The organism is Arcanobacterium sp. S3PF19, assembly GCF_000758825.1.
In the GTDB taxonomy this organism is placed as follows: domain Bacteria; phylum Actinomycetota; class Actinomycetes; order Actinomycetales; family Actinomycetaceae; genus Arcanobacterium_A.
The window spans coordinates 55,084-75,970 of record NZ_JRMX01000005.1 but is presented as its reverse complement, the minus strand read 5'-3'; the positions used below and the strand labels follow the sequence as shown (position 1 = coordinate 75,970).

Genomic DNA, 20,887 nt, shown 5'->3' with positions numbered 1-20,887 from the left:
TTTAGTTTCCGTCCTCCCCCGTTTTTGCATCCCCGCGTTTCCCATCCGCGCCGCCTGCGCATATCTGCCGCATAAGCCGCAGACGGCGGAGATAATCCTCGCGCAGCGAAACCGGCTCCTCCAAAATGAGATCCGGACCGTAAAAGCCCGCATATTCCAGCAAATCCTGTACCGCCATCGGGATCAGCGTAAGTCTGTGAAAATTTCCCTCCGCAGTCCGCAGCGCATTCTTCTCCGTTTTTTCCGCCAGCTGCATAAGCGGAACGCACGTGTTTTCCCGAATCAGCACCCGGGAGTGCACAATGCGGAAATACGCCGATTCGTTTTCCGTTTCCGCAGTCTTTCCAAGAAGCGCCGTTCCCGGTTCCAAAACAGGTTCATTTACTATTCTTTCGGCCCTATACCGGCGCAACGCACCGGTTTCCCTGCCGTTTACGCTGATTTCGTATGCGAGACAGTAAAAAGCGTTGAAATGCACCTCTACCCGAATCGGCTGCACGCGGTATGTGCGGGTATCGGGCTTCCCTGCGGGACGGTAATCAAATTTCAGTGACTTTTTTCCGGCAATGGCTCGGGCAATCTGTAAAATATAATCGCCGGCCGGCACCGTGGGAATCACAGCGGTATTTTCCTGCGCCGTAAACGGTATACTTTGCGCAAGCAGTTTGTTAATCGCAGATTGGGCATACTCTTCGGCCGAAGTTTTCCCCTTGTATATCAGCAGCGAGCGAATCATCTGCAGATCGAGCGGAGTATCGCTGCGGATCGGAATCTGCCGCGAATCGTCCAGTTCGTAACGTATTTCACCGCCTGCGGAAACGGCATTTACCGTAAAACCGGCTTTTCTCAGGTCGGCAAGATCGTTTTCCAGCAGCCGCTGCCTGCCGCGCTCGCTAATCCTGTGGCTCTGATATGCGGGAAGGCGCAAAAGCTCGGAAAAAGACGCATTGCCCTGCGCCAGTTTAAATCTTAGCGCGATCCGCCGCATAGCTGCCGGGTGTGCCCGTTCCTGTACCATGTTTCAAGCATAGTCGATTAGAATGGATGATGTGATCATTTGGCGTCGTGCAACAGTAAAAAATATCGGCAGACAGTGGGGACCGGCCCGGGAACTGTCGGTGTGCCTCGAATCCGGGGAAACGGGAAAAGCGCTGGCTTATCTGCCTCTTGTTGGGGATATTCTCGCAGGTGACGAGGTATATGTGTCTGCCGCGGCCGTAAAACGCGGATTGGGAACGGGCGGATATCTGTTTGTAATCGCAAATTTAACCCGAATGCCGGCCGATCCTCCCCCGCAGCCCGGTCATCTGGTAAAGGCCCGCTACACTCCGCTGCAGTATATGGTGCAGGGAGTAGACGAACAGGAATCCGAATTTCACGGCATCCTGGAAGACAGCGATTCCATTGAATCCATGCCCGTCATTGCCGCCGATCTGCACTCCGCACTGCCCGCAGTTGTACAGGGAGCGCGGGACAAAGCGGCCGCACATAATATGCCGCAGCCCAAAATCGCCTATATTATGACCGACGGCGGCGCACTGCCCGCCTGGTTTTCCCAACTGGCATGGTCACTGAAGGAAAATGGGGCAATTATCGGCACAGTCAGCTGCGGCCAGGCTTTCGGCGGAGACCTGGAAGCGGTGAATATCTATTCCGCACTGCTGGCGGCAAAACACGTGTGGCATGCGGATCTGGCAGTTGTAACCCAGGGACCGGGAAATCTGGGGACAGGGACCCGCTGGGGATTTTCCGGAACGCAGATCGCATCCGTTCTGGAAGCGGCATACACTCTCGGCGGCCGCCCGATTGCCGCACTGCGGATGTCGCAGGCCGATTTACGGGAACGGCACTTCGGAATTTCCCACCACACCATGACGGTTTTGACCAGGCTTGTGCATACCCCCTGCATGGTTCCCTTTCCCACAGACTGTGCGTCTCTCGCAGCAAACAGCAGACTTGAAGCCAAGGTAAGACGGCAAAAAGAACAGCTGCTCGGTTATCCGCATCTGAGCCGGGCAGATATTGCCGTGCCCGATGCGTTTAACCGCCTTGCGCAGTGCGGTTACACTCTGCGCACCATGGGCAGAACCCTGCAGGAGGATCCCATTTCATTCATTGCCGCTTACGCGGCGGGATACTGCTTTTAAAGTTTACGCGCAGCTTCGGTCACCGACCGGGTAAACGCTTCCCGTGCGGGAACAGTCTTTTTCACCAGCCCGGCTTCCTTAAGGAAATGGGACATACGCTCCCAGGCCCCGCAATCCTGCCTGCCGAAAATTCCGCTCCCCCGATACAGTTCCAGCGTTCGGCGCAATATCTCTTTCGTCATTTCCGCCGTCTGCGGATCCTTCACCGACGGCACGTATTTTTCCGTGGCCGTCAGTGCCGCCTGCGGGTCGCTGTGCGCTTTGCGCACGGCTTTCTCCACTGCTTTCAGGAATTTCGCATAGACCTGCACCCGGATACCGGAACGCTTCGACCCGAATCCCACACCGATCAGATTCGGTTCTTTTTTGTCCGCGATCGGCAGCAGATCAACTTCCATCCCGGCTTTTTCCAATGCCACCGCGTCATTGTTTACGAAACCGATCACCGCATCCACTTTCTTTTCTTTCAAAGCCGCGGCCTGGGTGTAGCCGATATATTCCACAGTCACCTCTTTTTCCAGGTGGTGGGCGCGCAGAGCGGACTGCAGACCGAAATAATTTTCACCGTAGGGACCGGGCACTCCGATACGTCTGCCTTTCAGATCCGTCCATGATTTAATACCCGCGCTTTTCGGGGAAATCAGGGCAACGGGATAATTTTGGTACATTGTGGCCCAATTTACCACATCCACCCCCGAATCCCGCGCCTGCATCATCTCATCGGCGCCGGCAAAAACGATATCTTCCGTACCCGAAGACAATGCGCCAAAGAGCGCTTCCTGCGCACCGTGATGGCGCAATGTAACGTCCAGACCGAAATCACGGAAATATCCTTCCTTTTCCGCCACATACAGGGGAGAAAACTGGATATTCGGAATATATGTCAGACCCACGGTAATGCTGTGGTGTTTCGAATCTGTCCGGTTGTGTTCTGCCGACGTGCGGACGCTGTCCGAACAGCCGGAAAGACAAATACCTGCCGCTGCGAGCAGGGAAAGCAGTTTCTTCATATTGTTTCACCTAATTTTTACTGACTGACTTTACGCTTCGGTTCTCCAAAAAGCGCAGTACCGAGTAGATGCCAACGGCAGCCGCCGCGAGCAGTGCAATGCAGGAAAACATTCCCGCGGTATCCCCTGTCTGCTGAAAAGACATAAGGCGGATTCCCATGCCGTCATTCCCGCCGATAACCATTTCCCCCACTACGGCTCCCGTAACCGCAAGCGTAAATCCGTTGCGCAGACCCGCCAAAACAGAGGGGGAAGCCAGCGGAATTTCCAGATAGACCAGCAATTTTATGCCGTCTGCCCCATCGAGACGGGCAGCTTCGACGATATCTGCGTCTATTGAGCGGATTCCCACCGCCGTATTGATCACAATCGGAAAAGACACGATAATTGCGCATAGCACAACTATCGGCAGTGTGCCGTAGCCGATCCAGATCACAAGCAGCGGCGCCACCGCAACGGCCGGAATCGCCTGCGAGGCAGCCAAATACGGCTCAACGGCCGCACTTACGAACCGGAAACGGGCAATCAGAATCCCCAGCGGAATCGAAACCAAAGCAGCCAAACAGCAGCCCAGCAAAGATTCGCGCAGAGTTTGGGAAAGAGCCGAAACGAGGTAGCCGGCGGCGATTCCGTCGTAAAGACGTTTCACAACCGACTGCGGCTGCGGAAGCGCATACGAATTTGCCGGATAAAGCACACCGGACAATATCCAAAGCCCCAGTATCACCGCACCCAACAGAACGGGAAAAACCCATTTCGGAATGTGCATGAAAATCCTCTGCTCGAGTTTTTATAGCACGCCAAGAAAAAGTAGCCGAAAGCGGTGGCATAACCCACCGCCGTTCGTGCGCCTCCCATCCGGACTTTAACCGTCGGTAAAGGAATTTCACCTTTTCAGCCGGCAAAGCGCACATATCACATATGCGGCAGAGCCGGGTCGCGGACTTTCACCGCCGGTTCAGACTTACACTGACCCCGGAGCACTACAGGTACGACCCCAGTGTATTACTTTTCTTCCCCGTTTTCCACAGAAAAAGGAAATCATTTTCCCGCCTCAATGCGGCGCAGGCAGAACGGATCCGGGGCAAAGCCGACAGATGCCGCAAGGCGGGCAGGATATTTTCCCGCCCGCTTCCCGCCGCCCAAAGCCAAATCTGCGCGTTCAAAAGCGAAAATGCGGTCAGTGGCAGTGCCCCGAAGCCAAATCCCGCAGCACGTTTACTTCCTCTGCCGCATCCGCAGCCCTGTATACGGCGGAACCGGCCACAAAAGTGTCCGCGCCCGCCTGCGCCGCAATTTCAATTGTGTCGCGGGAAACACCGCCGTCAACCTGGATCCACACATCCAGTCCGCTTTTGCGCACGGCTTCACGGGTTTTTGCCACTTTCCGCATCATGGAGGAAATAAAGGACTGTCCGCCAAAGCCGGGTTCCACAGTCATGATCAGGAGCATATCGAATTCATCCAGAATATCCAGATAGGGATCAATTGCCGTGGCGGGTTTCACCGCAAGTCCCGCACGCGCTCCCTGGGCACGCAGCTGCCGTGCCAAACGCAGGGGAGCCTGCGCCGCCTCGGCATGAAAAGTCACCGAGGAACCGCCGGCTTCCACGTATTGCGGCGCCCAAATATCCGGCTGTTCGATCATCAGATGACAGTCCAGAGGAAGAGGGGAAATTTTTGCGATCGCCTCTACCAACGGAATACCGAATGTCATATTGGGAACGAAATGATTATCCATCACGTCAATGTGTGCCCAGTCGGCATTTGATATTTTTGCCAATTCCCCCTTTAAATCGGAAAAATCGCAGTTTAAAACCGAGGGACTGATCCGAATAGCCACTGTGTTCCTTTCTTTCGGTATTTTTCGCAGCAAATGCTACTTTTTCGTAAATCCTGCCACAAACATTGCATCGGAAGCATCCGTATCCGGCCACAGCTGCAGTGTTTTTCTTCCTTCCGGGAATGTAACCTGCGACAGAGCGGAAGCCGTCTTCACAATATCCCTCAGCTCAGCTTCGGGATGACGCGCAAGGAAAGAGCGTACGACTTCGTGTGTTTCCCTAAGATAGGGAGAACAGGTCGAATAGACCAGCAGCCCTCCCACGCGCAGCGCCTGCATTCCGGAATCCAGCAGTTCTCCCTGAACTTTGGCGAGATTCAAAGCATCTGCGGCATTTTTTCTCCACCGCGATTCCGGCCTGCGCCTGAGAGATCCGATCCCCGTACAGGGAGCGTCAATCAAAATCCGGTCGTATCTTTCCGGTTCTTCCTCTCCGATGTCGCGTCCGTCGCCGTTACGCAGGGATACGTCGGCACTTCGGGGACTCACGGCCGACTCCACCAGCGAAAGACGGTGGGCATGCAGCTCATTTGCATAAATATGCGCACCCCGTTTCCCTGCGGCGGCAGCCAGCAGAGCAGTTTTTCCGCCCGGGCCGGCACACATATCAAGCCACATTCCGTCGTTTCCGGCAATCGGTGCGTGCGCCGTAATCTGTGCCACCAGCTGCGATCCTTCATCCTGCACACCGGCAAGTCTGTCGCGGACGGCAAAAATTCTGTGCGGATCTCCGTCTTTCAGAATAACCGCGGAATCCACAAGCCTGCCCTTTTCGCTGTGCATTTTCCCGCGGGCAATATCCGCCTGCAGCTCTTCCACGCTGATTTCGCGCGCCGCCAATGCCACTTCCGGTGCCTCGTTATTGGCTGCCAAAACTTTTAGCAGATCTTTCTTCTCTCTGCCGTTTGCACCCAGGGCTTCGGCGTATGCCCGGACAATCCACTGCGGATGCGAAAACCACGCCGCCAGAAAATCAACGGAATTATATTTGCCCCCTCCGCACACATCGCGCAGTGCCTCGCGCCACTGCCGAAGCGTACGCTCCGATATCCGCCGCAAAACGGCATTTACAAAACCGGAGGCACCCGTGCCCACGGTGTTTCTTGCCAAAGAGACGGTTTCAAATATCGCGGCATGTGCGGGAGTGTTGAGTTCAAGAAGCTGGTGTGCGCCCATGCGCAGTAAAATTTTTACGGGAAGATCCAAATCCGCCGCGTTTCTTCCCTGAGTGCAAAGGGAAATAATTGCGTCCCAACGCCCCTGCAGACGCAAAGTTCCGTAACAGATGTTGGTGGCAAAAGAAGCGTCGGGCTTGTTGAAATGCGCCGCGCTCAGACGTTTGGGCAAAACAAGATTCGCAAAAGCACCGTCTGCCTCAACGCTGCACAATACCTCAAATGCGAGCCGACGGGCCCGGTCTGAGGGACGCCGTCCCGGACGCCAATTTTTCGGCCCGCGGTCAGACATGGGAATCCTGTTCCCTCTCGGGTTCCGTTTCAAAGATACGGCAACCGGAGTGATTTTGCACTCCGCGATACCAGGCAGATGCGTCCATCCGCGTTTTCCCCGCAGGGATTACGGCAGACAGGATTATATTTTCCGTGTGCGTGCCCACTTCGACATTTCCGCCGGAAAAGCAGATCTCCCCCGGCTTCAGATCCGAGGCGGAGGCGGAAATTTTCACTTTTCCGATTTTTATCCGCTGCCCTTCAAGCACCGTCCAGGCTCCCGGATGAGCCGTATTGGCGTGAATCAGATTCTGCACCTCCCGCGCGGGAAGATTCCAGTTGATCCGCGCCGCGGCGGAAGAAAGTTTACCCGCATAAGAGGGATCTCCCTCCTGCGGGTGCAAAACATATCCTCCGGCGGGAAAAGCGTCCAGCTCCGATACAATACGCCGCGCACCGCGCAGAGAAAGGAAAGAAATCAGTTCATCCGCCGTCAGGTTCGGATCGCGGGGAAAGGATTCACGGCAGAGAACGCGGCCGGTGTCCAGGCCCGCATCGATCTGAAACACCGTAAATCCGCACGTGTCGTCACCTGCCGCAATTGTGGCCTGCACCGGGGATGCACCCCGCCACCGTGGAAGCAGCGAATAATGCAGATTGAACCAGCCGTGCGCCGGAATCTGCAGCAGATCGGCGGGAATCAGCATCCCGTAGGCGACCACCACCGTTACATCCACATTCATGTTTTTCAGATCTGCGGCAAAATCGGCGTTATTTTTCAGTGTGGCAGGCGTATAGACAGGAATACCGTGGGAACGGGCATAATCGTGGACGGGACTTTCCGTCAGCACGCGTCTGCGCCCCACGGGCGCCGGCGCGCGGGTCAGAACACCGGCAATCTCATGCTCCGAATGAAGCAATGCCTCCAACACGACAGTTGCCGAAGCCGGCGTGCCTGCAAATAAAATCCGCACTGTAAATCCATTTCTGCTCGGGACGGTTTTATTATAAATGTTTTATCCGCCGAATCCGAATACCGCAGCGGGCAATACGCAGGTGAATCTCGGTTACGGCGTCTCTGATTTTTTTCGGCACGGAAGCATTCGAAGAACTGATTTTTATGTTTAGGGTGTATCTGCCGTTTTCCGCGCGCTGCGGACCGAAAATACCCAGACCTTTAATCAGCTCCGATCTTCCGCCGGTAAGCAGCGCCTCAAAAGGAATATCCGCCCCTGTTTCCCCCGCACCCAGACGCAGACGCAGCAGAGCGAGGAATTCTTTCAGCTCGGCCCGCGATCCGCTCAGCTCATACCACTTCAAAACCGGCGGAAAACCCAGTTGCGACAGCTCCCGCAGCCTGCAGTCTTCCCATTCGGAAAAATTCCATCTGCCGAAAACCCGCACCAAATTATCCGGCAGATCACCAACAAGCAGCATTTTTCCGCCGTTTTCCCTGGTGCGGACGAAAGGCGTTATTTTTGCCAGCGTACGCAAAAACATTTCTTCGCCACAGGCTGTGGCACTGTTGAGCATAAAATTTGTGTCAAGCACGATGGCACAGGAATACCCGTCTGCCGCATGGGGTATACTGCCGACGGCAGCCACAATCAGTTTCCGCTCCCCGACGATTTCGGACTGTGCACATTCGTGCCCGAGAATAACGGGAATTCCGCGGAAAGCCCTTCCCAATTCCTGTGCCGTACGGTTGCTTCCGATCCGTACGGCACGGAAAGAGGTACATCCGCATTCACCGCACCTGAAGTGCCGCACCTGCTCTGCGCAGCGCACACATCTCAAAGCGGCATCGGGGGCGGGCATTTCCAGTCTGCCGCCGCATTTTTCGCATTTCGCCCCCACACGGCACTGCCGGCAGGCAATCATCGGCAGATACCCGCAGTGGGGTACGGCCACCAGCACGCATCCGCGCGTCAGCCCCTCACGCACAAAGGAAAAAACGGAATCCGGCATTCTGGCCCACGGGGATCCCTCATACAGATAACTGTTTGCAGCCAGAATCTGCGGCAGTCCGGAGCGCCGTTTTGCGGGGGGCGCGTCAATAATCTGTCCCCCGCTTTTTCGCGCAAAATACGCTCCCGCGGTGCTCGGGCCCAAATTACAGATAATATACCTGCATTTTTGCAGTCCGGAGCGCGCATACAGTACATCCCGCGCGTCGCAGTAGGGACTGTGCTGTTCGGTATAGGCAGTATGCAGATCATCAAAATGAATGATCAAACCGATGTTTTTTACGGGAGCCCAGGCGGCACTGCGCGTACCCACCACGATCCTCGTTCTTCCGCGCAAAATTGAAAGATATCGCAGAAAACGTTCCTCCCGGCCAAGTTCCGCGGTATATTCCGTAACCGGTTCCTCCGGCAAAAGCAGACTGAGACGCCTACGGATTTTATCCGCCTGCCCGGCGGTGGGAGTCAGAATCAAAATCCCCCTGCCCGCAGACAGCGTCTGTTTGAGCAAAGATATATTCTCCGCAAAATAATCACTGCCGGGCAAAAGATGGACCAAATCCCGGGAGCAGCGCGGCGGCAGATCCGATTTTTCGGTCTTTTCCTGCTCATATTGGGGGAAAACCGGTGCAGGCAGCGACAAAATACGCTGTTCGGCGCGGGCATGGCGCGCAGGAACAGCCAGCCGCAGACAGTCTGCCACCGGCGCCATCGAGGTAAAAGAAACGGATTCGCACAGACGGAGAATATCTCCGTCCAAAACGGGAACGGATGAACGCAGTTTCACAACCGCTTTCAGCGCACCCGGATTTGCGGTGGTGTTTTTTCTCTTTACGACGTATCCCTCAACTTTTCGTGCCCCGAAAGGAACGAGAACTTTCATTCCCTCACGCAAATCGGAAAAACGCTGCGGCACGGCGTAATCGAAAGGTCTGTCCACATGACGCAGCGGCAGATCCAACAAAATTTCCGCCACGCCGTTTTCGCTCTGCGCACAATAATCCCGTTCAACGGGCGCGGGCGCGGGCAGCAGCTCGCACTGCCTGCCGATTTCGGGCAGATCCGTGAATAAATCCGGTGCGTCAAATTCATTTCGGGATTTCATATACCTATTGAATCACACCGCTCCCCAAATTTTTTCCGCCTTACAAAGCAGCCTGCAGCTCTCCGACACGGTTTACGTATTCCCACGTAAAATCCTTTTCTTCCCGGCCGAAATGACCGTATGCCGCCGTCTGCGCGTAAATCGGACGCAGCAGATCCAATGCCTCCACAATGGCCGCGGGGCGCAGATCAAACACTTTGCGTACAGCCCGCCCGATCTGCTCCGGTCTGCACTTTTCCGTGCCGAAGGTATCAATGCGCAGTGAGACGGGGCGCGCCTGCCCAATCGCATAGGCAATCTGCACTTCGCAGCGGTCCGCGAGCTGCGCGGCCACAACATTTTTTGCCACCCAGCGTGCCGCATAGGAAGCGGAACGGTCCACTTTTGAAGGATCTTTTCCCGAGAACGCTCCCCCGCCGTGACGTGCCATTCCCCCGTAGGTATCCACAATAATTTTTCTGCCCGTCACTCCGGCATCACCCATCGGCCCGCCGATCACAAAGCGCCCCGAGGGATTAACCAAAATCTTCGCAGGCCCGGGCAGATAATGTGCCGCATATTCCGCGAGCACCGGGTCGATAACATGCGCAATAATCTTTTCCCGCAGCTCTTCCTGTGTTATCTGCGGATCGTGCTGGGCGGAAACGACAACCGTATCCACACTTACCGGGACACCTCCGTCATAGGATACGGTCACCTGCGTTTTGCCGTCCGGACGCAAAACATCCAGCGTGCCGTCTTTACGCACCTGCGCCAGTCTCTGCGCAAGTCGGTGGGAAAGGTAAATCGGCAGCGGCATAAGAACCGGAGTTTCCGCCGCCGCGTATCCGAACATCAAGCCCTGATCCCCCGCTCCCTGCCTGTCGTAGACATCGACGCCTTCGCCGTCCGAACGCAGTTCCAAAGAATTGTTTACCCCGGAGGCAATATCCGCCGACTGTGCATCGAGCGAAACGGAAATCCCGCAGGAATCGGCGTCAAAACCCACCCCGGAAGACGTATAGCCGATATTTCGCAGACACTGCCTGACTATCTGCGGAATCTCGGCATACGCATCCGTTGTGACTTCTCCTGCGACATGCACCAAACCCGTAGTGACCAGAGTTTCCACCGCCACTCTTGCCCGCGGATCCTGCTCCAGCAGAGCATCGAGCACGGAATCGGAAATCAGATCGCAGACTTTATCGGGATGTCCCTCGGTCACCGATTCGGAAGTAAAAGACTGTAAACTCATTTTTCCTACGCTTTCCGTATTAAACGACTGAATAAAATGCCCGGCGGCAATACCAGGCCGGCGACGGGCCGCAGTCACGGCCTGTTTTCCGCCGGATAAAGATTTTCCGCAAGGAACTCCATCATGTCCCGCGCAACCGTACTTTTCTCCCCGGAAAAACGGGTTTTTTCCCGTCCCTCGCGGTCCAGAAGAAACAGCTCGGTTTTCACCGGACCAAAGCCCTGCTCTTCCCCAACCAAATTAACGGCCAGAAAATCCGCTTTCTTTCTGCGCGCCTTTTCCCTTCCCAGCTGCAGAAAGTCCTTCCCCGCGCTTCCGGTTTCGGCCGCAAACCCCACGACCAGCTGTTTTTCCCTGCGTCTGTTTTCCGCCAGATCAAGGAGAATATCGGGATTGGGCACAAGCGTAAGGGTGATCGGATCTTTCCCGCGTTTGATTTTTGCATCCCCCGCGCACTGCGTACGGTAGTCGCAAACCGCGGCAGCCATAATCACAATGTCGGCACAGGCCGCATATTTTTGCATTTCGCGTGCCAGTTCGGCAGCGGTCTGCACGGGAACATTCCGCACGGACCCGGGAAGGGAGCGCAGAATCTCCGCTTCCGTATTTGCGCTCACCAGAATCGTTTTTCCGCCGCGCAGCGCCGCACTGCGTGCCAGTTCGGCTGCCATCCGCCCGGAGGAACGGTTGCCGATAAAACGTACCGGATCAATCGGCTCGCGTGTTCCCCCTCCGGAAATCAAAACGGTTTTTCCCCGCAGATCCGCACCGTGTATCTTCCCGTCAGGCAGGGCCGAAATCCGGCGGATAATCTCCTCCGGCTCCATCATTCGCCCGGGTCCGGAATCGCGGCCCGTAAGCCGGCCGGAAACAGGTCCGAGAATTACCGTTCCCCTCCCGCGCAGCAGATCGATATTATGACGTGTCGCCGGATTGTTCCACATCTGTGTATGCATCGCCGGCGCAACGGCAACCGGACAGGATACGGAAAGAAGAGTCGTCAAAAGCAGATTGTCGGCAATACCGTGGGCCATCTTCGCAATCGTATCCGCGGTGGCGGGAACAACCAGGCACAGATCGGCTTCCTGCCCCAGACGGACATGGTTCACCCGATCGGCACCGTCAAACACATCCGCGGAAACACTGTTTCCGCTTAAGGCTTCCCACGTCGCCTTCCCCACCATCCGCAAAGCGGCATCCGTGGGAATTACCGTTACCCTGTTGCCTGCCTCGGTAAGTCTGCGCAGCAGCACCGCCGCCTTATAGGCCGCAATCCCGCCGCTGACTCCGAGAATTATCCGTTTTCCCGTAACGGTATGCACATTATCCATGATTAACGGAGAATCTTTACCGGAAACAGTGCCGGTCATTCGCCTTCGACAGTCATTTCCAGCTTATCCTGTGCAATTTCCTCAAGTGCGATGGACAGCGGCTTGTCTTCGGGCGTGGAAGGAACCAACGGACCGATATTGGTCACGTTCACATCCCCGGACTTCATCTCCTGCCGATACGAGTTGATCTGACGCGCACGGGCAGCGCCGAACACAACCAGCGAATACTTCGAATCAACCTTACTGAGCAGATCGTCGATGGCGGGTTTGGTAATTCCTTCCGGATTTGGTGTAGTACCGTACATTCATACCTCTCAAACTGAGTATCACACGTGCAACATCTAATTTTACTGATTAATACCCATAATGTGCAGTATTTTCCGGGTGGCATTAGCCACTGAATCATTAATCACGATTTCGTCGAATTCATCCTGTGCCGCCAGCTCGACACGCGCGGTGGCAAGACGGCGCTCCTGCTCGGCCGCGTCTTCCGTACCCCGGCCGATCAGCCGCTGTTTCAGCGCCTCCCATGACGGCGGGGCAATAAAAATCTGTTTTGCTTCCGGCATGGTTTTCCGCACCTGCCGCGCACCGGCCAAATCGAGTTCCAGCACGGCAATTTTGCCGGCGGCAAGTGCCTGCAGCACGGGCTCGCGCGGCGTGCCGTAACGGTGAACTTTATGCACGGTTGCCCACTCCAGCATCCGGTTGTCTGCAATCATCCTGTCAAACTCCGCCCGGGAAACAAAATAATAATCTTTTCCGTTTATTTCCCCCGGACGGGGAGAACGCGTAGTGGCCGAAACCGAGTACCACAGCCGGTCGCTGTGGGCAAATACCTCTTTGAGCACCGTGCCTTTGCCCACCGCAGTCGGTCCGCACACAACATATACATTGGGATGAGTATCGCTCATAGGCTTATTGTGAAAAAACACCGTTAAAAAGTCAAACCCGAAGTATATGCATACTTCGGGTTCGGGGACCGGATATTGGCGTCAGCCAAACCGCTCGATAAGAGCCTTCGATTGGTTTGGTCCGAGACCGGCCACACGGCGGGATTCGGAAATTCCGATCTCCTCCATGCATGCCTTGGCTTTCGCCGTACCGACTCCGGAAAGTGAGGTAAGAAGAGCGCTTACCTTAAGTTTTCCGGCAATATCGTTTTCCGTGCCCATCCGAAGTACCTCGGAAAGTCTGATCTTTCCTTCTTTGAGATTCTGCTTCAGTTCTGCGCGCTGGCGCCGAACCAGTGCCGCTTTCTCCAAGGCGGCCTTACGTTGTTCCACAGTGAGCTTTGGAAGAGCCATCACAACCTCCTCTATTGCGTGACGATATCCATGTACTTAGTGTTCATGTATTCACATATTAGCGCGAATAAAAGGAAATCGGATAGATTTCGGCATTTTTCTTGCACCGGTCTAATTTATGTTTTTTCCGGGGCATGAAAATGCTGTGCGGAGAAACCGCATACCGGTTTCTCCGCACAGCATTAGAGCAGGTAGATAAGATATCTCAGGAATCGCCGGATTTGCCGGCCGTTTCCGCCCGGCGGATTTCGTCAATCCGGTTCAACACGCCCATCACAAATCCGACTGCCTTATCCGTGGAAAAATCCCGCGCCAAATTTGCAATTTCCGTAACCACAATCGGTTTGTCCACTTCCAGATACATCAGTTCCACGGCTCCGATCCGCAGCAGATTTCTGTCTACCGCGCTCATCCTGGACACCGACCAGGCCGGCGAAGCCGCTTCGATCATGGAATCGACGTCGTCCGCCCAATTCGCATAGGTCCGCACAATCTGCACCCCGTAATCACCGATGGGCTGCTGCGCGGTAGAAACAACTTTTCTTCCGTTCAGCAGTTCTTCCAGCGATTCGGGGGCAATCTGCTTCGCATCAGCCTCAAACAAAACATCCAGCGCACGCTGACGCTGCACAGAACGACCTTTTCGTTTACCGTCGTGACGACGCCGAGTTTCAGCCACAGTTAAAAATCTCCCGCAAATTCCCGAAAACACTGCCCCGCGGTTTAAGCGCGGTTGATGTATTCTCCCGTGCGCGTATCAACCTTAATCTTTACTCCCTCTTCAACAAACAGCGGCACCTGAATCTCATATCCCGTTTCCAGGGTGGCCGGTTTGGTGCCCGCATTGGAGCGGTCCCCCTGCAGACCGGGTTCGGTATGCGTAATTTCCAAAACCACCGAAGAAGGCAGCTCCACAAACAGCACCGTACCGTCGTTCGTTGCCACAACCACGTTCTGGTTCTCCAACATAAAATACTTTTGGTCCCCGATTATTTCGGCGGAAATCGGAAGCTGCTCATACGTCTCCAGATCCATAAAAATATAATCCGTGCCGTCGTTGTACAGATACTGCATGTCGCGGCGGTCAACCGTGGCGGTTTCCACCTTCACGCCGGCATTGAACGTTTTATCCACATTCTTTCCGGAAAGCACGTTTTTAATTTTGGTGCGCACAAAAGCCGGCCCCTTGCCCGGCTTGACATGCTGAAATTCAACAACCTGCCACAGCTGGTTGTCAATTTTCAATACCATTCCGTTTTTCAGATCATTGGTAGTAGCCATAAATATCCTATCGTTTTGTGCTTACGCACGAAATGAACAGTCCTTTTTCAGAATACCCAATATACCGGCCCGTCTTCCATCGCGGGCTTAAAATGAGTGTAGAATTACTTGCTTTACCGCTTCCTCCACACCTGCGGAAGTATCGATACGCAATACGGAAAAAGTGTCCCAGATTCTGTTCAGCTGCCCGATTTTTTCGCGCAATACCCGTCTTGGCATAATAAACTGCGATTTTGCGCCAAACAATCCGTTTTTTCTCACCAGGCAGGACAGATCGCTCTGCAGACAGACCGGCAACACGCCACATTCTTCCGCACAAATCCGAAATCGGGAAAACGCTTTTGAATAACCCAATTTCGGCAGCTCAAATACGAGTTCGGGAACGGCAACCGCAAAATGTTCCCCGGGGCGGGAACGGGCATCAGCGGCGAGAAGAGCAATTCCCCGGCTCAGGTCCTCATCAAGTTTTTCATAATCCCCGGCCATCACCGACGCGGAAAAAGAATCGGAATCCGATGCGGGAAAACGCCGCAAATCGGCACAGTTCCAGCCGTGCTCCTGCAGACGCAGAAGAAGCCTGTGCTTGCCTGTGCCGCTTACCCCCACAATAAAGACCAACGTCATTCGTTCTCCATACCGATAGCGTATTTTTCCGTTAAATTCACAGCAGACTTACTGCCGCCAAAGATACCACGATGCCGGGCGCCATCGGGATTTCGCGGGTGTTTGCGTTTTTGCACAGCAAACCCACGGCAACCGTGAAAAGTCCCGCACCCGCGAGATGAAACAGAATCCGTTCCGCTCCCCGCAGACCGACCAGCGGCAGCGTAACCGCAAAAATCCTTAAATCGCCTTTTCCGATAAGCCCCGCTTTCCATCCGCAAAACAGAATCAGTTCACAGCACAGCGCCACGGCGGCAGAGACAGCCGCCGTCTGCGGCGAAAGAACTCCGCGGTAGAAATTATACGCCGCCGAAAAGGTAAAAATCAGTGCCGACAGGTGTGTAAGCGCAGGATAAACAATGCGCCGGCGAAAATCGGCCGCCGCGTTTACCGCCAGCGGAATTATGATTCCGAGAAAAAAGATGTTCTGCAGCGCAAAAGGCTGATTCAGACAAAAATACATGGTTCCACTGTAAAAGATCTGCCTGCGGGCAGCGGAAACTATCCACACAAATCCGAAAAATTCAAAGATTTTCCTGCCAGGAGCCGTATCTGTGCCAGCGTCTGAAACACGCCGACCGGTTTTTCCGAAATTACGCAGCCGGGCAGATATTTGGCGAATCTCTCCGCCTCGGCTGCGGACTCCTGCGGTGAAGCCAGAAAAACAGTCTTTCCCCGCAGCGCGGAACCGTAATTCTCCCGCAGAAACGAAGCACACGGAGGCGGATCGGCCACGATCAGCAGATCCGCCGCAGCCACTGCCCGGCCGATATCCGCGAATGTATGGCAATGTACGGAAAGACCCAGTTTCCGGATCGCAAGCGACACCGGAGAAGCAATATCCCGCGCATCTACGGCAGCCTCGGTTTCCAGGTCACGAAACTGCGGCAAAACCATCAGCATTTCCGCGGCATACCGGGAACTGCCCAGTACCAGACAGCGGCGCGGGGGAACCGGAAAAAAAGCGCGCAGTGTATCGGAGATACCGGCAAGGCGGGTATTAAACCCAACAAGCAGCCGGGAGCCTCCGGCGGGCTGCAGCACGGCGGTATCGGTACGGCCTGTCAATTTTGCCTGCTCATCGAGCATGTCAAAAGCCAACTTTCCGCCGAAAGCATCCGAACAGAAAACCGCTCCCGCCAGAGGGCAGTGCGGATCGGCCAAAATACCCTCCGCGTCTTGGGCAGGCACGGACACCGCCCGGATTCCGCACAGAGCTGCCGCCCGGCGCAGTTCCCGCCCATTGCGCACCGCACCGATTATTCCGATTCCGGGGCGCTCGCCGGCCGGCTTATTTTCTGTTTTTTGCATACCAGTCTTTAAATTCCTGCACATACTTCTGATGTTCGGAAAGCGTCGTGGTGAACTGCGTTTCACCGGAATCGAGATTAACGGTCACAAAATACAGCCAGTCACCGGGTGTCGGATTCGCCGCCGCCCGAATCGCATCCGCGCCGGGGGAAGAAATGGGCGCCGGGGGAAGCCCCGGATGTATATACGTATTGTATGGATTGTCGTTTGCCAAATCGTCCGCTCCCGGGATACCGGAAGTCTTCCCCACTCCGTACATTACGGTTGAATCCATCTGCAGCAGTCCGTGGGATTCGGAATCCGATTTGAGACGGTTTTCAATTACGCGGGCTACTTTGCCGTAATATTCGTGCCAGCTTACCTCACGCTCGACAATCGAGGCTACCGTGAGAACTCTCTGCCGGCTGCCTGGGTCCACGCCCGCCTTCTCCAATTTTTTCACCTGACAGGAAACCATCTTTTTCAAAACCGATTTCACATCCGTGTCCGGAGCGAATTCATAGGTAAGAGGGGCAAGCCAGCCTTCGATGTTTCCCCCGGATTCCGCAGGCAGTCCGATACCTGCCGCATCATCCATCGCATCTTTCACTTTCTGCGGGGAAATTTTCAGCAGTCGGGCAATTCTCGCCGCAGCCTGTGCTTTCGTAAATCCTTCGGGAATCGTGATCCGAATTTCCGCCCGGGAAGCCGGATCCAGCAATGCGGCCAGTGCGTTTGCCGCCGACATTTTCTTCCTCAGCCGGTAGCTGCCTGCCCGGATGGAATTTGCGCGCGGATTGTTTTTAAATTCGGACACAAAAGCCTCCGCCGAAGCCACCACGTCTTTTTGCAGCAGGATTTCCCCGATTTTCGCACCGTTGGACCCCGCGGGAACAGTTACGGTAACTTCTCCCCTGCCTTTGCCCGAATAATCTTTGCCACTCGTGCCGCCGATAACTTCCATGATCTTCGGCAGTGCCACCACCAGCGCAAAAACCAGCAGAGCAGTCGTAAACAAAAGCACAGTACCCGTGAGGAGGGTTCTTTTCCGGGAAGACATTCTCCCACGCGGTCCGTTTTTCCGAAAAGCGGTATCTTCATGAAAAATCACGGTCAACGTTGCCTCCGTCCCCGGGAATACCCGGAATTTTTCCCGTGTTCCGTTCGTATGCCAAAGCACTTTCCAAAATGATAACTGCCGCCTGCTGATCCACAACAGCCCTGTGCGAAATTTCCCGTCTGCCGGCTTCGTGCAGCTGACGGTGTGCCGTAACGGTGGTCAGGCGTTCGTCGACAAAGCGGATCGGCGCCCCGCATACCCATTTGCCCGCCCGGCGCGCCCACCGCCTGGCATCGCGGGCGGATTTGCCTTCCGTACCGTCCATGTTCAGCGGCAGACCGACATAAATTTCCAAAATGCGGGATGACGAAACAGCTTCCCGCAGAGCACGGAAATCATCTTTTTCGCGCAGAAACGTGCCGATAGGCACCGCGAGAATCCCGGAGGAATCCGTTTTTGCCATTCCCACCCGGGTCTTTCCCACATCTACCGCGATCCGCACTCCGCTTCTCATCTTATGCCAAAGCTGCCCGCAGATGCTCCATCGCCCGGGAAATAGCGGCAGGATTCTGACCGCCGCCCTGGGCAATATCCGGTTTTCCGCCGCCGCCGCCGCCGAGAACCGCGGCAGTCCGGGACACCAGGGCACCCGCCTTAATGCCCTTTTCCCGTGCGGGCGCGGTAGTGGCAACCGCTACCGAGGCACGGTCACCGACGACTCCGAACACGGCCACCGCCGCAGATTCCGCGGCAAGCCTGTTGCGCAGCTCGACAGCCGCCATCCGAATATCGTCCGCTGCGCCGACTTCACCCAAATCCGCGCAGATCACCGTGAGATCCCCTATCTTCTCACGCTGCGCAAAAATCCTGTCCAGCTGCTGTTTTACCCGGTCCTGACGCAGAGCGGCCAGTTCTTTCTCGGCATTTTTCAGCTTCCCCATCAGCATTTCAAGATTCGCGCAGAGCTCCTGCGGCTGCACATGGGCGAGATTGCCCAGCTGTGCCAAAATGGCGCGCTCCTTCGCGTTCTGCGCATAGGCACCCTTTCCCACGAGTGCTTCTATTCTGCGCACGCCCGAACCGACCGAAGACTGCCCCAGCAGCGTCACCAGTCCGATTTCCCCTACATTCTTCACATGCGTGCCCGCGCACAGTTCTTTCGACCAGTTTCCGCCGATCGATACCACACGCACATTCTTTCCGTATTTTTCGCCGAAAAGAGCCATCGCACCGGAAGCACGGGCGGCATCGATATCCATGATTTCGTCGGTAACTTCAAGATTGTCGCGCAGGCGCTCGTTTACCCGGGCTTCAATCGCGTTAAACACATCCGCGGGAACCTGTCTGCCGTGACGGAAATCAAAACGTACCCGGGAGGGAGAATTCTCCGAGCCTGCCTGCGTTGCCTGTTCGCCCAGGTGTTCGTGCAGTGCCTTGTGGATCATATGCGTGGCGGTATGCGCCCGGGCAATCTGTGCCCGCCGGTCCGTGTCGATCTGTGCCAGCACAGGCGCATCCAACACCAGCTCCCCCTCGGTAAGCTCTCCGCGGTGCACGAACAGACCTTTCACGGGCATCTGTACGTCCTCCACGCGAATGAACACGCCCTCCGCATTGGTTATCGTTCCCTGATCGGCAAGCTGGCCGCCCTGTTCCGCCCAGAAAGGAGTACGGTCCAAAATAACGTCCACTCTGCAAGGCGCGCTGACGGCGGGAACCGGTTTTCCGTCAACCAGAATACCAACTGTTTTGGCATCGGCTTTCGCTTCCGTATATCCCAGGAAATCGGTTTTGCCTCCCGACTTCTCCTGCAGCTCATGATAGACGGATGCGTCCACATGGCCCGTCTTTTTCGCCTGAGCGTCCGCGCGGGCCCGGTCTTTCTGCTCCTGCATGCAGTCCCTGAAACCCTGCTCGTCCACTTTCACGCCCGCCTCGGCGGCCATTTCCAGCGTGATGTCGATCGGGAAACCGTACGTATCGTGCAGCGTAAAGGCTTCCGTACCCGAAATAACGGTTTTCTCTTTTTTCGCCCGGCTGACCGCAACATCAAAAATCTGCGTGCCTGCCGCAAGCGTGCGGCGGAATGCATCTTCCTCGCCGTATGCCACATCGGATATTTCCGCGAATTTCGCACCCAGCTCGGGATACGTCTCCTGCATTGCGTCGCGGGAAACAGGAAGCAGATATTTCAGCGCGGGCTCGTCGTAACCGAGCAGACGCATTGAACGCACGGAACGCCTAATCAGGCGCCGCAGCACATAACCGCGGCCGTCGTTGCCCGGACGCACGCCGTCTCCGATAAGCATCAGCGAAGAACGCACATGGTCGGCAATCTGACGCATGAGAACATCGTCGTGGGCGCTGCTGCCGTATTTTCGGCCGGTGATCTCCCCGGTCGTTTCGATCACCGGGTACACCTGGTCCGTCTCATACATATTTGCCTTGTTCTGAAGCAAAAATGCAATTCTCTCCAGGCCCGCCCCCGTATCAATGGCGGTCTGCTCGAGTTTGCCCAAAAGGGGGAAGTCTTTTCCTTCGCCTTCTCCCCGGAGAAACTCGTCAAACACCAGATTCCAAATTTCCAGATAGCGGTCGCCCCCCGGATCCACAGTGCCGCCCACGGCCTCCGGTCCGTATGCCGGGCCGCGGTCATAATGAATCTCCGCACATCCGCCGGCCGGACCGGGCTGCCCCGTAGACCAAAAGTTTTCTTCCTTCTTCAGCTTCACGATGTGTTTCGGGTCCAACCCGACGGACTTCGTCAGCGCATCGTAGGCCACGTCGTCTTTTTCCCAGATCGTTACCCACAAACGGTCGCCGTCCAGTCCGAATCCCCCCTCGGAAACGGAGGAGGTCAGCAGCCCGAAAGCAAGGTCGATTGCGCCTTCCTTAAAATAATCGCCAAAGGAAAAATTGCCGCACATCTGAAAAAATGTGCCGTGACGCGTAGTTTTTCCCACATTGTCTATGTCGTTGGTCCGAATACATTTCTGCACCGAAGCCACCCGCGGATAGGGCGCCGGCTCGGTCCCCACAATATACGGAATAAAAGGAACCATACCCGCGATCGTGAAAAGAATGGAAGGATCGGGGGAAACCAGCGGCACACTGGGCACAATTTTATGATTGTGCCGGGCAAAATACTCCAGCCACCGATTTCTGATTTCTGCACTGCGCATATTTATGTCTTTTCCTTATAGA

21 protein-coding genes and 1 riboswitch are annotated in these 20,887 nt (G+C 55.6%); of the genes, 1 reads left to right on the top strand and 20 read right to left on the bottom strand.

Going from position 1 to position 20,887, the window contains the following annotated elements; all coding sequences use genetic code 11:
* Position 1: 1 nt before the first annotated feature.
* Positions 2-1,018: a YafY family protein gene (locus HMPREF1631_RS00825; protein ID WP_084707256.1), complete on the bottom strand. Its 1,017-nt coding sequence runs from the start codon at positions 1,016-1,018 to the stop codon at positions 2-4.
* Between the two features lie 31 nt (positions 1,019-1,049).
* Here HMPREF1631_RS00825 and HMPREF1631_RS00820 point away from each other — a divergent pair, with 31 nt between their 5' ends.
* The gene (locus HMPREF1631_RS00820; protein WP_034231471.1) at positions 1,050-2,147 is read left to right on the top strand and encodes a DUF3866 family protein; all 1,098 of its coding nucleotides are present in this window, start codon (positions 1,050-1,052) and stop codon (positions 2,145-2,147) included.
* Here the strand turns inward: HMPREF1631_RS00820 and HMPREF1631_RS00815 are convergent.
* From HMPREF1631_RS00815 to alaS, 19 genes are all read right to left on the bottom strand, one after another.
* Positions 2,144-3,157, bottom strand: coding sequence for an ABC transporter substrate-binding protein (locus tag HMPREF1631_RS00815; protein ID WP_034231195.1), 1,014 nt, complete (start codon positions 3,155-3,157; stop codon positions 2,144-2,146). The genes HMPREF1631_RS00820 and HMPREF1631_RS00815 overlap by 4 nt on opposite strands.
* 10 nt (positions 3,158-3,167) lie before the next feature.
* The gene (locus tag HMPREF1631_RS00810; protein WP_034231194.1) at positions 3,168-3,926 is read right to left on the bottom strand and encodes an ABC transporter permease; all 759 of its coding nucleotides are present in this window, start codon (positions 3,924-3,926) and stop codon (positions 3,168-3,170) included.
* Positions 3,927-3,999: 73 nt separating this feature from the next.
* Positions 4,000-4,144: riboswitch (FMN riboswitch) on the bottom strand.
* A 193-nt stretch (positions 4,145-4,337) separates the two neighbouring features.
* Positions 4,338-5,000 (bottom strand): ribulose-phosphate 3-epimerase, encoded by a 663-nt coding sequence (gene rpe / locus HMPREF1631_RS00800; RefSeq protein WP_034231469.1) that lies wholly within the window; start codon positions 4,998-5,000, stop codon positions 4,338-4,340.
* Between the two features lie 36 nt (positions 5,001-5,036).
* Positions 5,037-6,467, bottom strand: a complete 1,431-nt coding sequence (locus HMPREF1631_RS00795; protein ID WP_052046899.1) for a transcription antitermination factor NusB — start codon at positions 6,465-6,467, stop codon at positions 5,037-5,039.
* Positions 6,460-7,422 (bottom strand): methionyl-tRNA formyltransferase, encoded by a 963-nt coding sequence (gene fmt / locus HMPREF1631_RS00790; protein ID WP_034231189.1) that lies wholly within the window; start codon positions 7,420-7,422, stop codon positions 6,460-6,462. The genes HMPREF1631_RS00795 and fmt overlap by 8 nt, the downstream gene beginning before the upstream one ends.
* Before the next feature lie 31 nt (positions 7,423-7,453).
* Positions 7,454-9,517: a hypothetical protein gene (locus tag HMPREF1631_RS00785; protein ID WP_034231187.1), complete on the bottom strand. Its 2,064-nt coding sequence runs from the start codon at positions 9,515-9,517 to the stop codon at positions 7,454-7,456.
* Positions 9,518-9,557: 40 nt separating this feature from the next.
* Positions 9,558-10,751, bottom strand: a complete 1,194-nt coding sequence (metK, locus tag HMPREF1631_RS00780) for a methionine adenosyltransferase (protein WP_034231464.1) — start codon at positions 10,749-10,751, stop codon at positions 9,558-9,560.
* A gap of 74 nt (positions 10,752-10,825) precedes the next feature.
* Positions 10,826-12,121 carry a bifunctional phosphopantothenoylcysteine decarboxylase/phosphopantothenate--cysteine ligase CoaBC gene (coaBC, locus tag HMPREF1631_RS00775; protein ID WP_232215381.1) on the bottom strand — a complete coding sequence of 432 codons (1,296 nt, stop codon included), beginning with the start codon at positions 12,119-12,121 and terminating at the stop codon, positions 10,826-10,828.
* Positions 12,118-12,387, bottom strand: a complete 270-nt coding sequence (rpoZ, locus tag HMPREF1631_RS00770) for a DNA-directed RNA polymerase subunit omega (RefSeq protein WP_034231180.1) — start codon at positions 12,385-12,387, stop codon at positions 12,118-12,120. The genes coaBC and rpoZ overlap by 4 nt, the downstream gene beginning before the upstream one ends.
* Before the next feature lie 42 nt (positions 12,388-12,429).
* Positions 12,430-12,996, bottom strand: coding sequence for a guanylate kinase (gmk, locus tag HMPREF1631_RS00765; protein WP_034231178.1), 567 nt, complete (start codon positions 12,994-12,996; stop codon positions 12,430-12,432).
* An 81-nt stretch (positions 12,997-13,077) separates the two neighbouring features.
* Complete coding sequence (mihF, locus tag HMPREF1631_RS00760) at positions 13,078-13,389, bottom strand: integration host factor, actinobacterial type (protein ID WP_034231176.1); 312 nt, start codon at positions 13,387-13,389, stop codon at positions 13,078-13,080.
* A gap of 205 nt (positions 13,390-13,594) precedes the next feature.
* Entirely contained in the window at positions 13,595-14,068 is a 474-nt protein-coding gene (nusB, locus tag HMPREF1631_RS00755) for a transcription antitermination factor NusB (RefSeq protein ID WP_198017345.1), read from the bottom strand.
* Positions 14,069-14,112: 44 nt separating this feature from the next.
* Positions 14,113-14,670 carry an elongation factor P gene (gene efp, locus HMPREF1631_RS00750; protein WP_034231174.1) on the bottom strand — a complete coding sequence of 186 codons (558 nt, stop codon included), beginning with the start codon at positions 14,668-14,670 and terminating at the stop codon, positions 14,113-14,115.
* Between the two features lie 87 nt (positions 14,671-14,757).
* The gene (locus HMPREF1631_RS00745) at positions 14,758-15,294 is read right to left on the bottom strand and encodes a hypothetical protein (protein ID WP_034231172.1); all 537 of its coding nucleotides are present in this window, start codon (positions 15,292-15,294) and stop codon (positions 14,758-14,760) included.
* A gap of 37 nt (positions 15,295-15,331) precedes the next feature.
* A complete protein-coding gene (locus tag HMPREF1631_RS00740) occupies positions 15,332-15,796 on the bottom strand; it encodes a hypothetical protein (protein WP_156956170.1) in 465 nt (154 codons plus the stop codon).
* Between the two features lie 38 nt (positions 15,797-15,834).
* On the bottom strand, positions 15,835-16,644 hold the full coding sequence (locus HMPREF1631_RS00735; RefSeq protein ID WP_034231168.1) for a hypothetical protein: 810 nt from the start codon (positions 16,642-16,644) through the stop codon (positions 15,835-15,837).
* Positions 16,625-17,683: an endolytic transglycosylase MltG gene (mltG, locus tag HMPREF1631_RS00730; RefSeq protein ID WP_052046897.1), complete on the bottom strand. Its 1,059-nt coding sequence runs from the start codon at positions 17,681-17,683 to the stop codon at positions 16,625-16,627. Before mltG ends, HMPREF1631_RS00735 begins: the two co-directional genes overlap by 20 nt.
* A 37-nt stretch (positions 17,684-17,720) precedes the next feature.
* Positions 17,721-18,185 (bottom strand): Holliday junction resolvase RuvX, encoded by a 465-nt coding sequence (gene ruvX, locus HMPREF1631_RS00725; RefSeq protein ID WP_232215380.1) that lies wholly within the window; start codon positions 18,183-18,185, stop codon positions 17,721-17,723.
* A gap of 13 nt (positions 18,186-18,198) precedes the next feature.
* The gene (alaS, locus tag HMPREF1631_RS00720) at positions 18,199-20,865 is read right to left on the bottom strand and encodes an alanine--tRNA ligase (RefSeq protein ID WP_034231165.1); all 2,667 of its coding nucleotides are present in this window, start codon (positions 20,863-20,865) and stop codon (positions 18,199-18,201) included.
* Positions 20,866-20,887: the final 22 nt, after the last annotated feature.

What these genes read in the sequence shown, in the direction of transcription:
- HMPREF1631_RS00825 (WP_084707256.1), bottom strand. Translation starts at nt 1,018, where the DNA reads ATGGTACAGGAACGGGCACACCCGGCAGCTATGCGGCGGATCGCGCTA.
- HMPREF1631_RS00815 (WP_034231195.1), bottom strand. Translation starts at nt 3,157, where the DNA reads ATGAAGAAACTGCTTTCCCTGCTCGCAGCGGCAGGTATTTGTCTTTCC.
- HMPREF1631_RS00810 (WP_034231194.1), bottom strand. Translation starts at nt 3,926, where the DNA reads ATGCACATTCCGAAATGGGTTTTTCCCGTTCTGTTGGGTGCGGTGATA.
- HMPREF1631_RS00795 (WP_052046899.1), bottom strand. Translation starts at nt 6,467, where the DNA reads ATGTCTGACCGCGGGCCGAAAAATTGGCGTCCGGGACGGCGTCCCTCA.
- HMPREF1631_RS00785 (WP_034231187.1), bottom strand. Translation starts at nt 9,517, where the DNA reads ATGAAATCCCGAAATGAATTTGACGCACCGGATTTATTCACGGATCTG.
- metK (WP_034231464.1), bottom strand. Translation starts at nt 10,751, where the DNA reads ATGAGTTTACAGTCTTTTACTTCCGAATCGGTGACCGAGGGACATCCC.
- coaBC (WP_232215381.1), bottom strand. Translation starts at nt 12,121, where the DNA reads ATGACCGGCACTGTTTCCGGTAAAGATTCTCCGTTAATCATGGATAAT.
- rpoZ (WP_034231180.1), bottom strand. Translation starts at nt 12,387, where the DNA reads ATGTACGGTACTACACCAAATCCGGAAGGAATTACCAAACCCGCCATC.
- gmk (WP_034231178.1), bottom strand. Translation starts at nt 12,996, where the DNA reads ATGAGCGATACTCATCCCAATGTATATGTTGTGTGCGGACCGACTGCG.
- mihF (WP_034231176.1), bottom strand. Translation starts at nt 13,389, where the DNA reads ATGGCTCTTCCAAAGCTCACTGTGGAACAACGTAAGGCCGCCTTGGAG.
- efp (WP_034231174.1), bottom strand. Translation starts at nt 14,670, where the DNA reads ATGGCTACTACCAATGATCTGAAAAACGGAATGGTATTGAAAATTGAC.
- HMPREF1631_RS00745 (WP_034231172.1), bottom strand. Translation starts at nt 15,294, where the DNA reads ATGACGTTGGTCTTTATTGTGGGGGTAAGCGGCACAGGCAAGCACAGG.
- HMPREF1631_RS00740 (WP_156956170.1), bottom strand. Translation starts at nt 15,796, where the DNA reads ATGTATTTTTGTCTGAATCAGCCTTTTGCGCTGCAGAACATCTTTTTT.
- HMPREF1631_RS00735 (WP_034231168.1), bottom strand. Translation starts at nt 16,644, where the DNA reads ATGCAAAAAACAGAAAATAAGCCGGCCGGCGAGCGCCCCGGAATCGGA.
- mltG (WP_052046897.1), bottom strand. Translation starts at nt 17,683, where the DNA reads ATGTCTTCCCGGAAAAGAACCCTCCTCACGGGTACTGTGCTTTTGTTT.
- alaS (WP_034231165.1), bottom strand. Translation starts at nt 20,865, where the DNA reads ATGCGCAGTGCAGAAATCAGAAATCGGTGGCTGGAGTATTTTGCCCGG.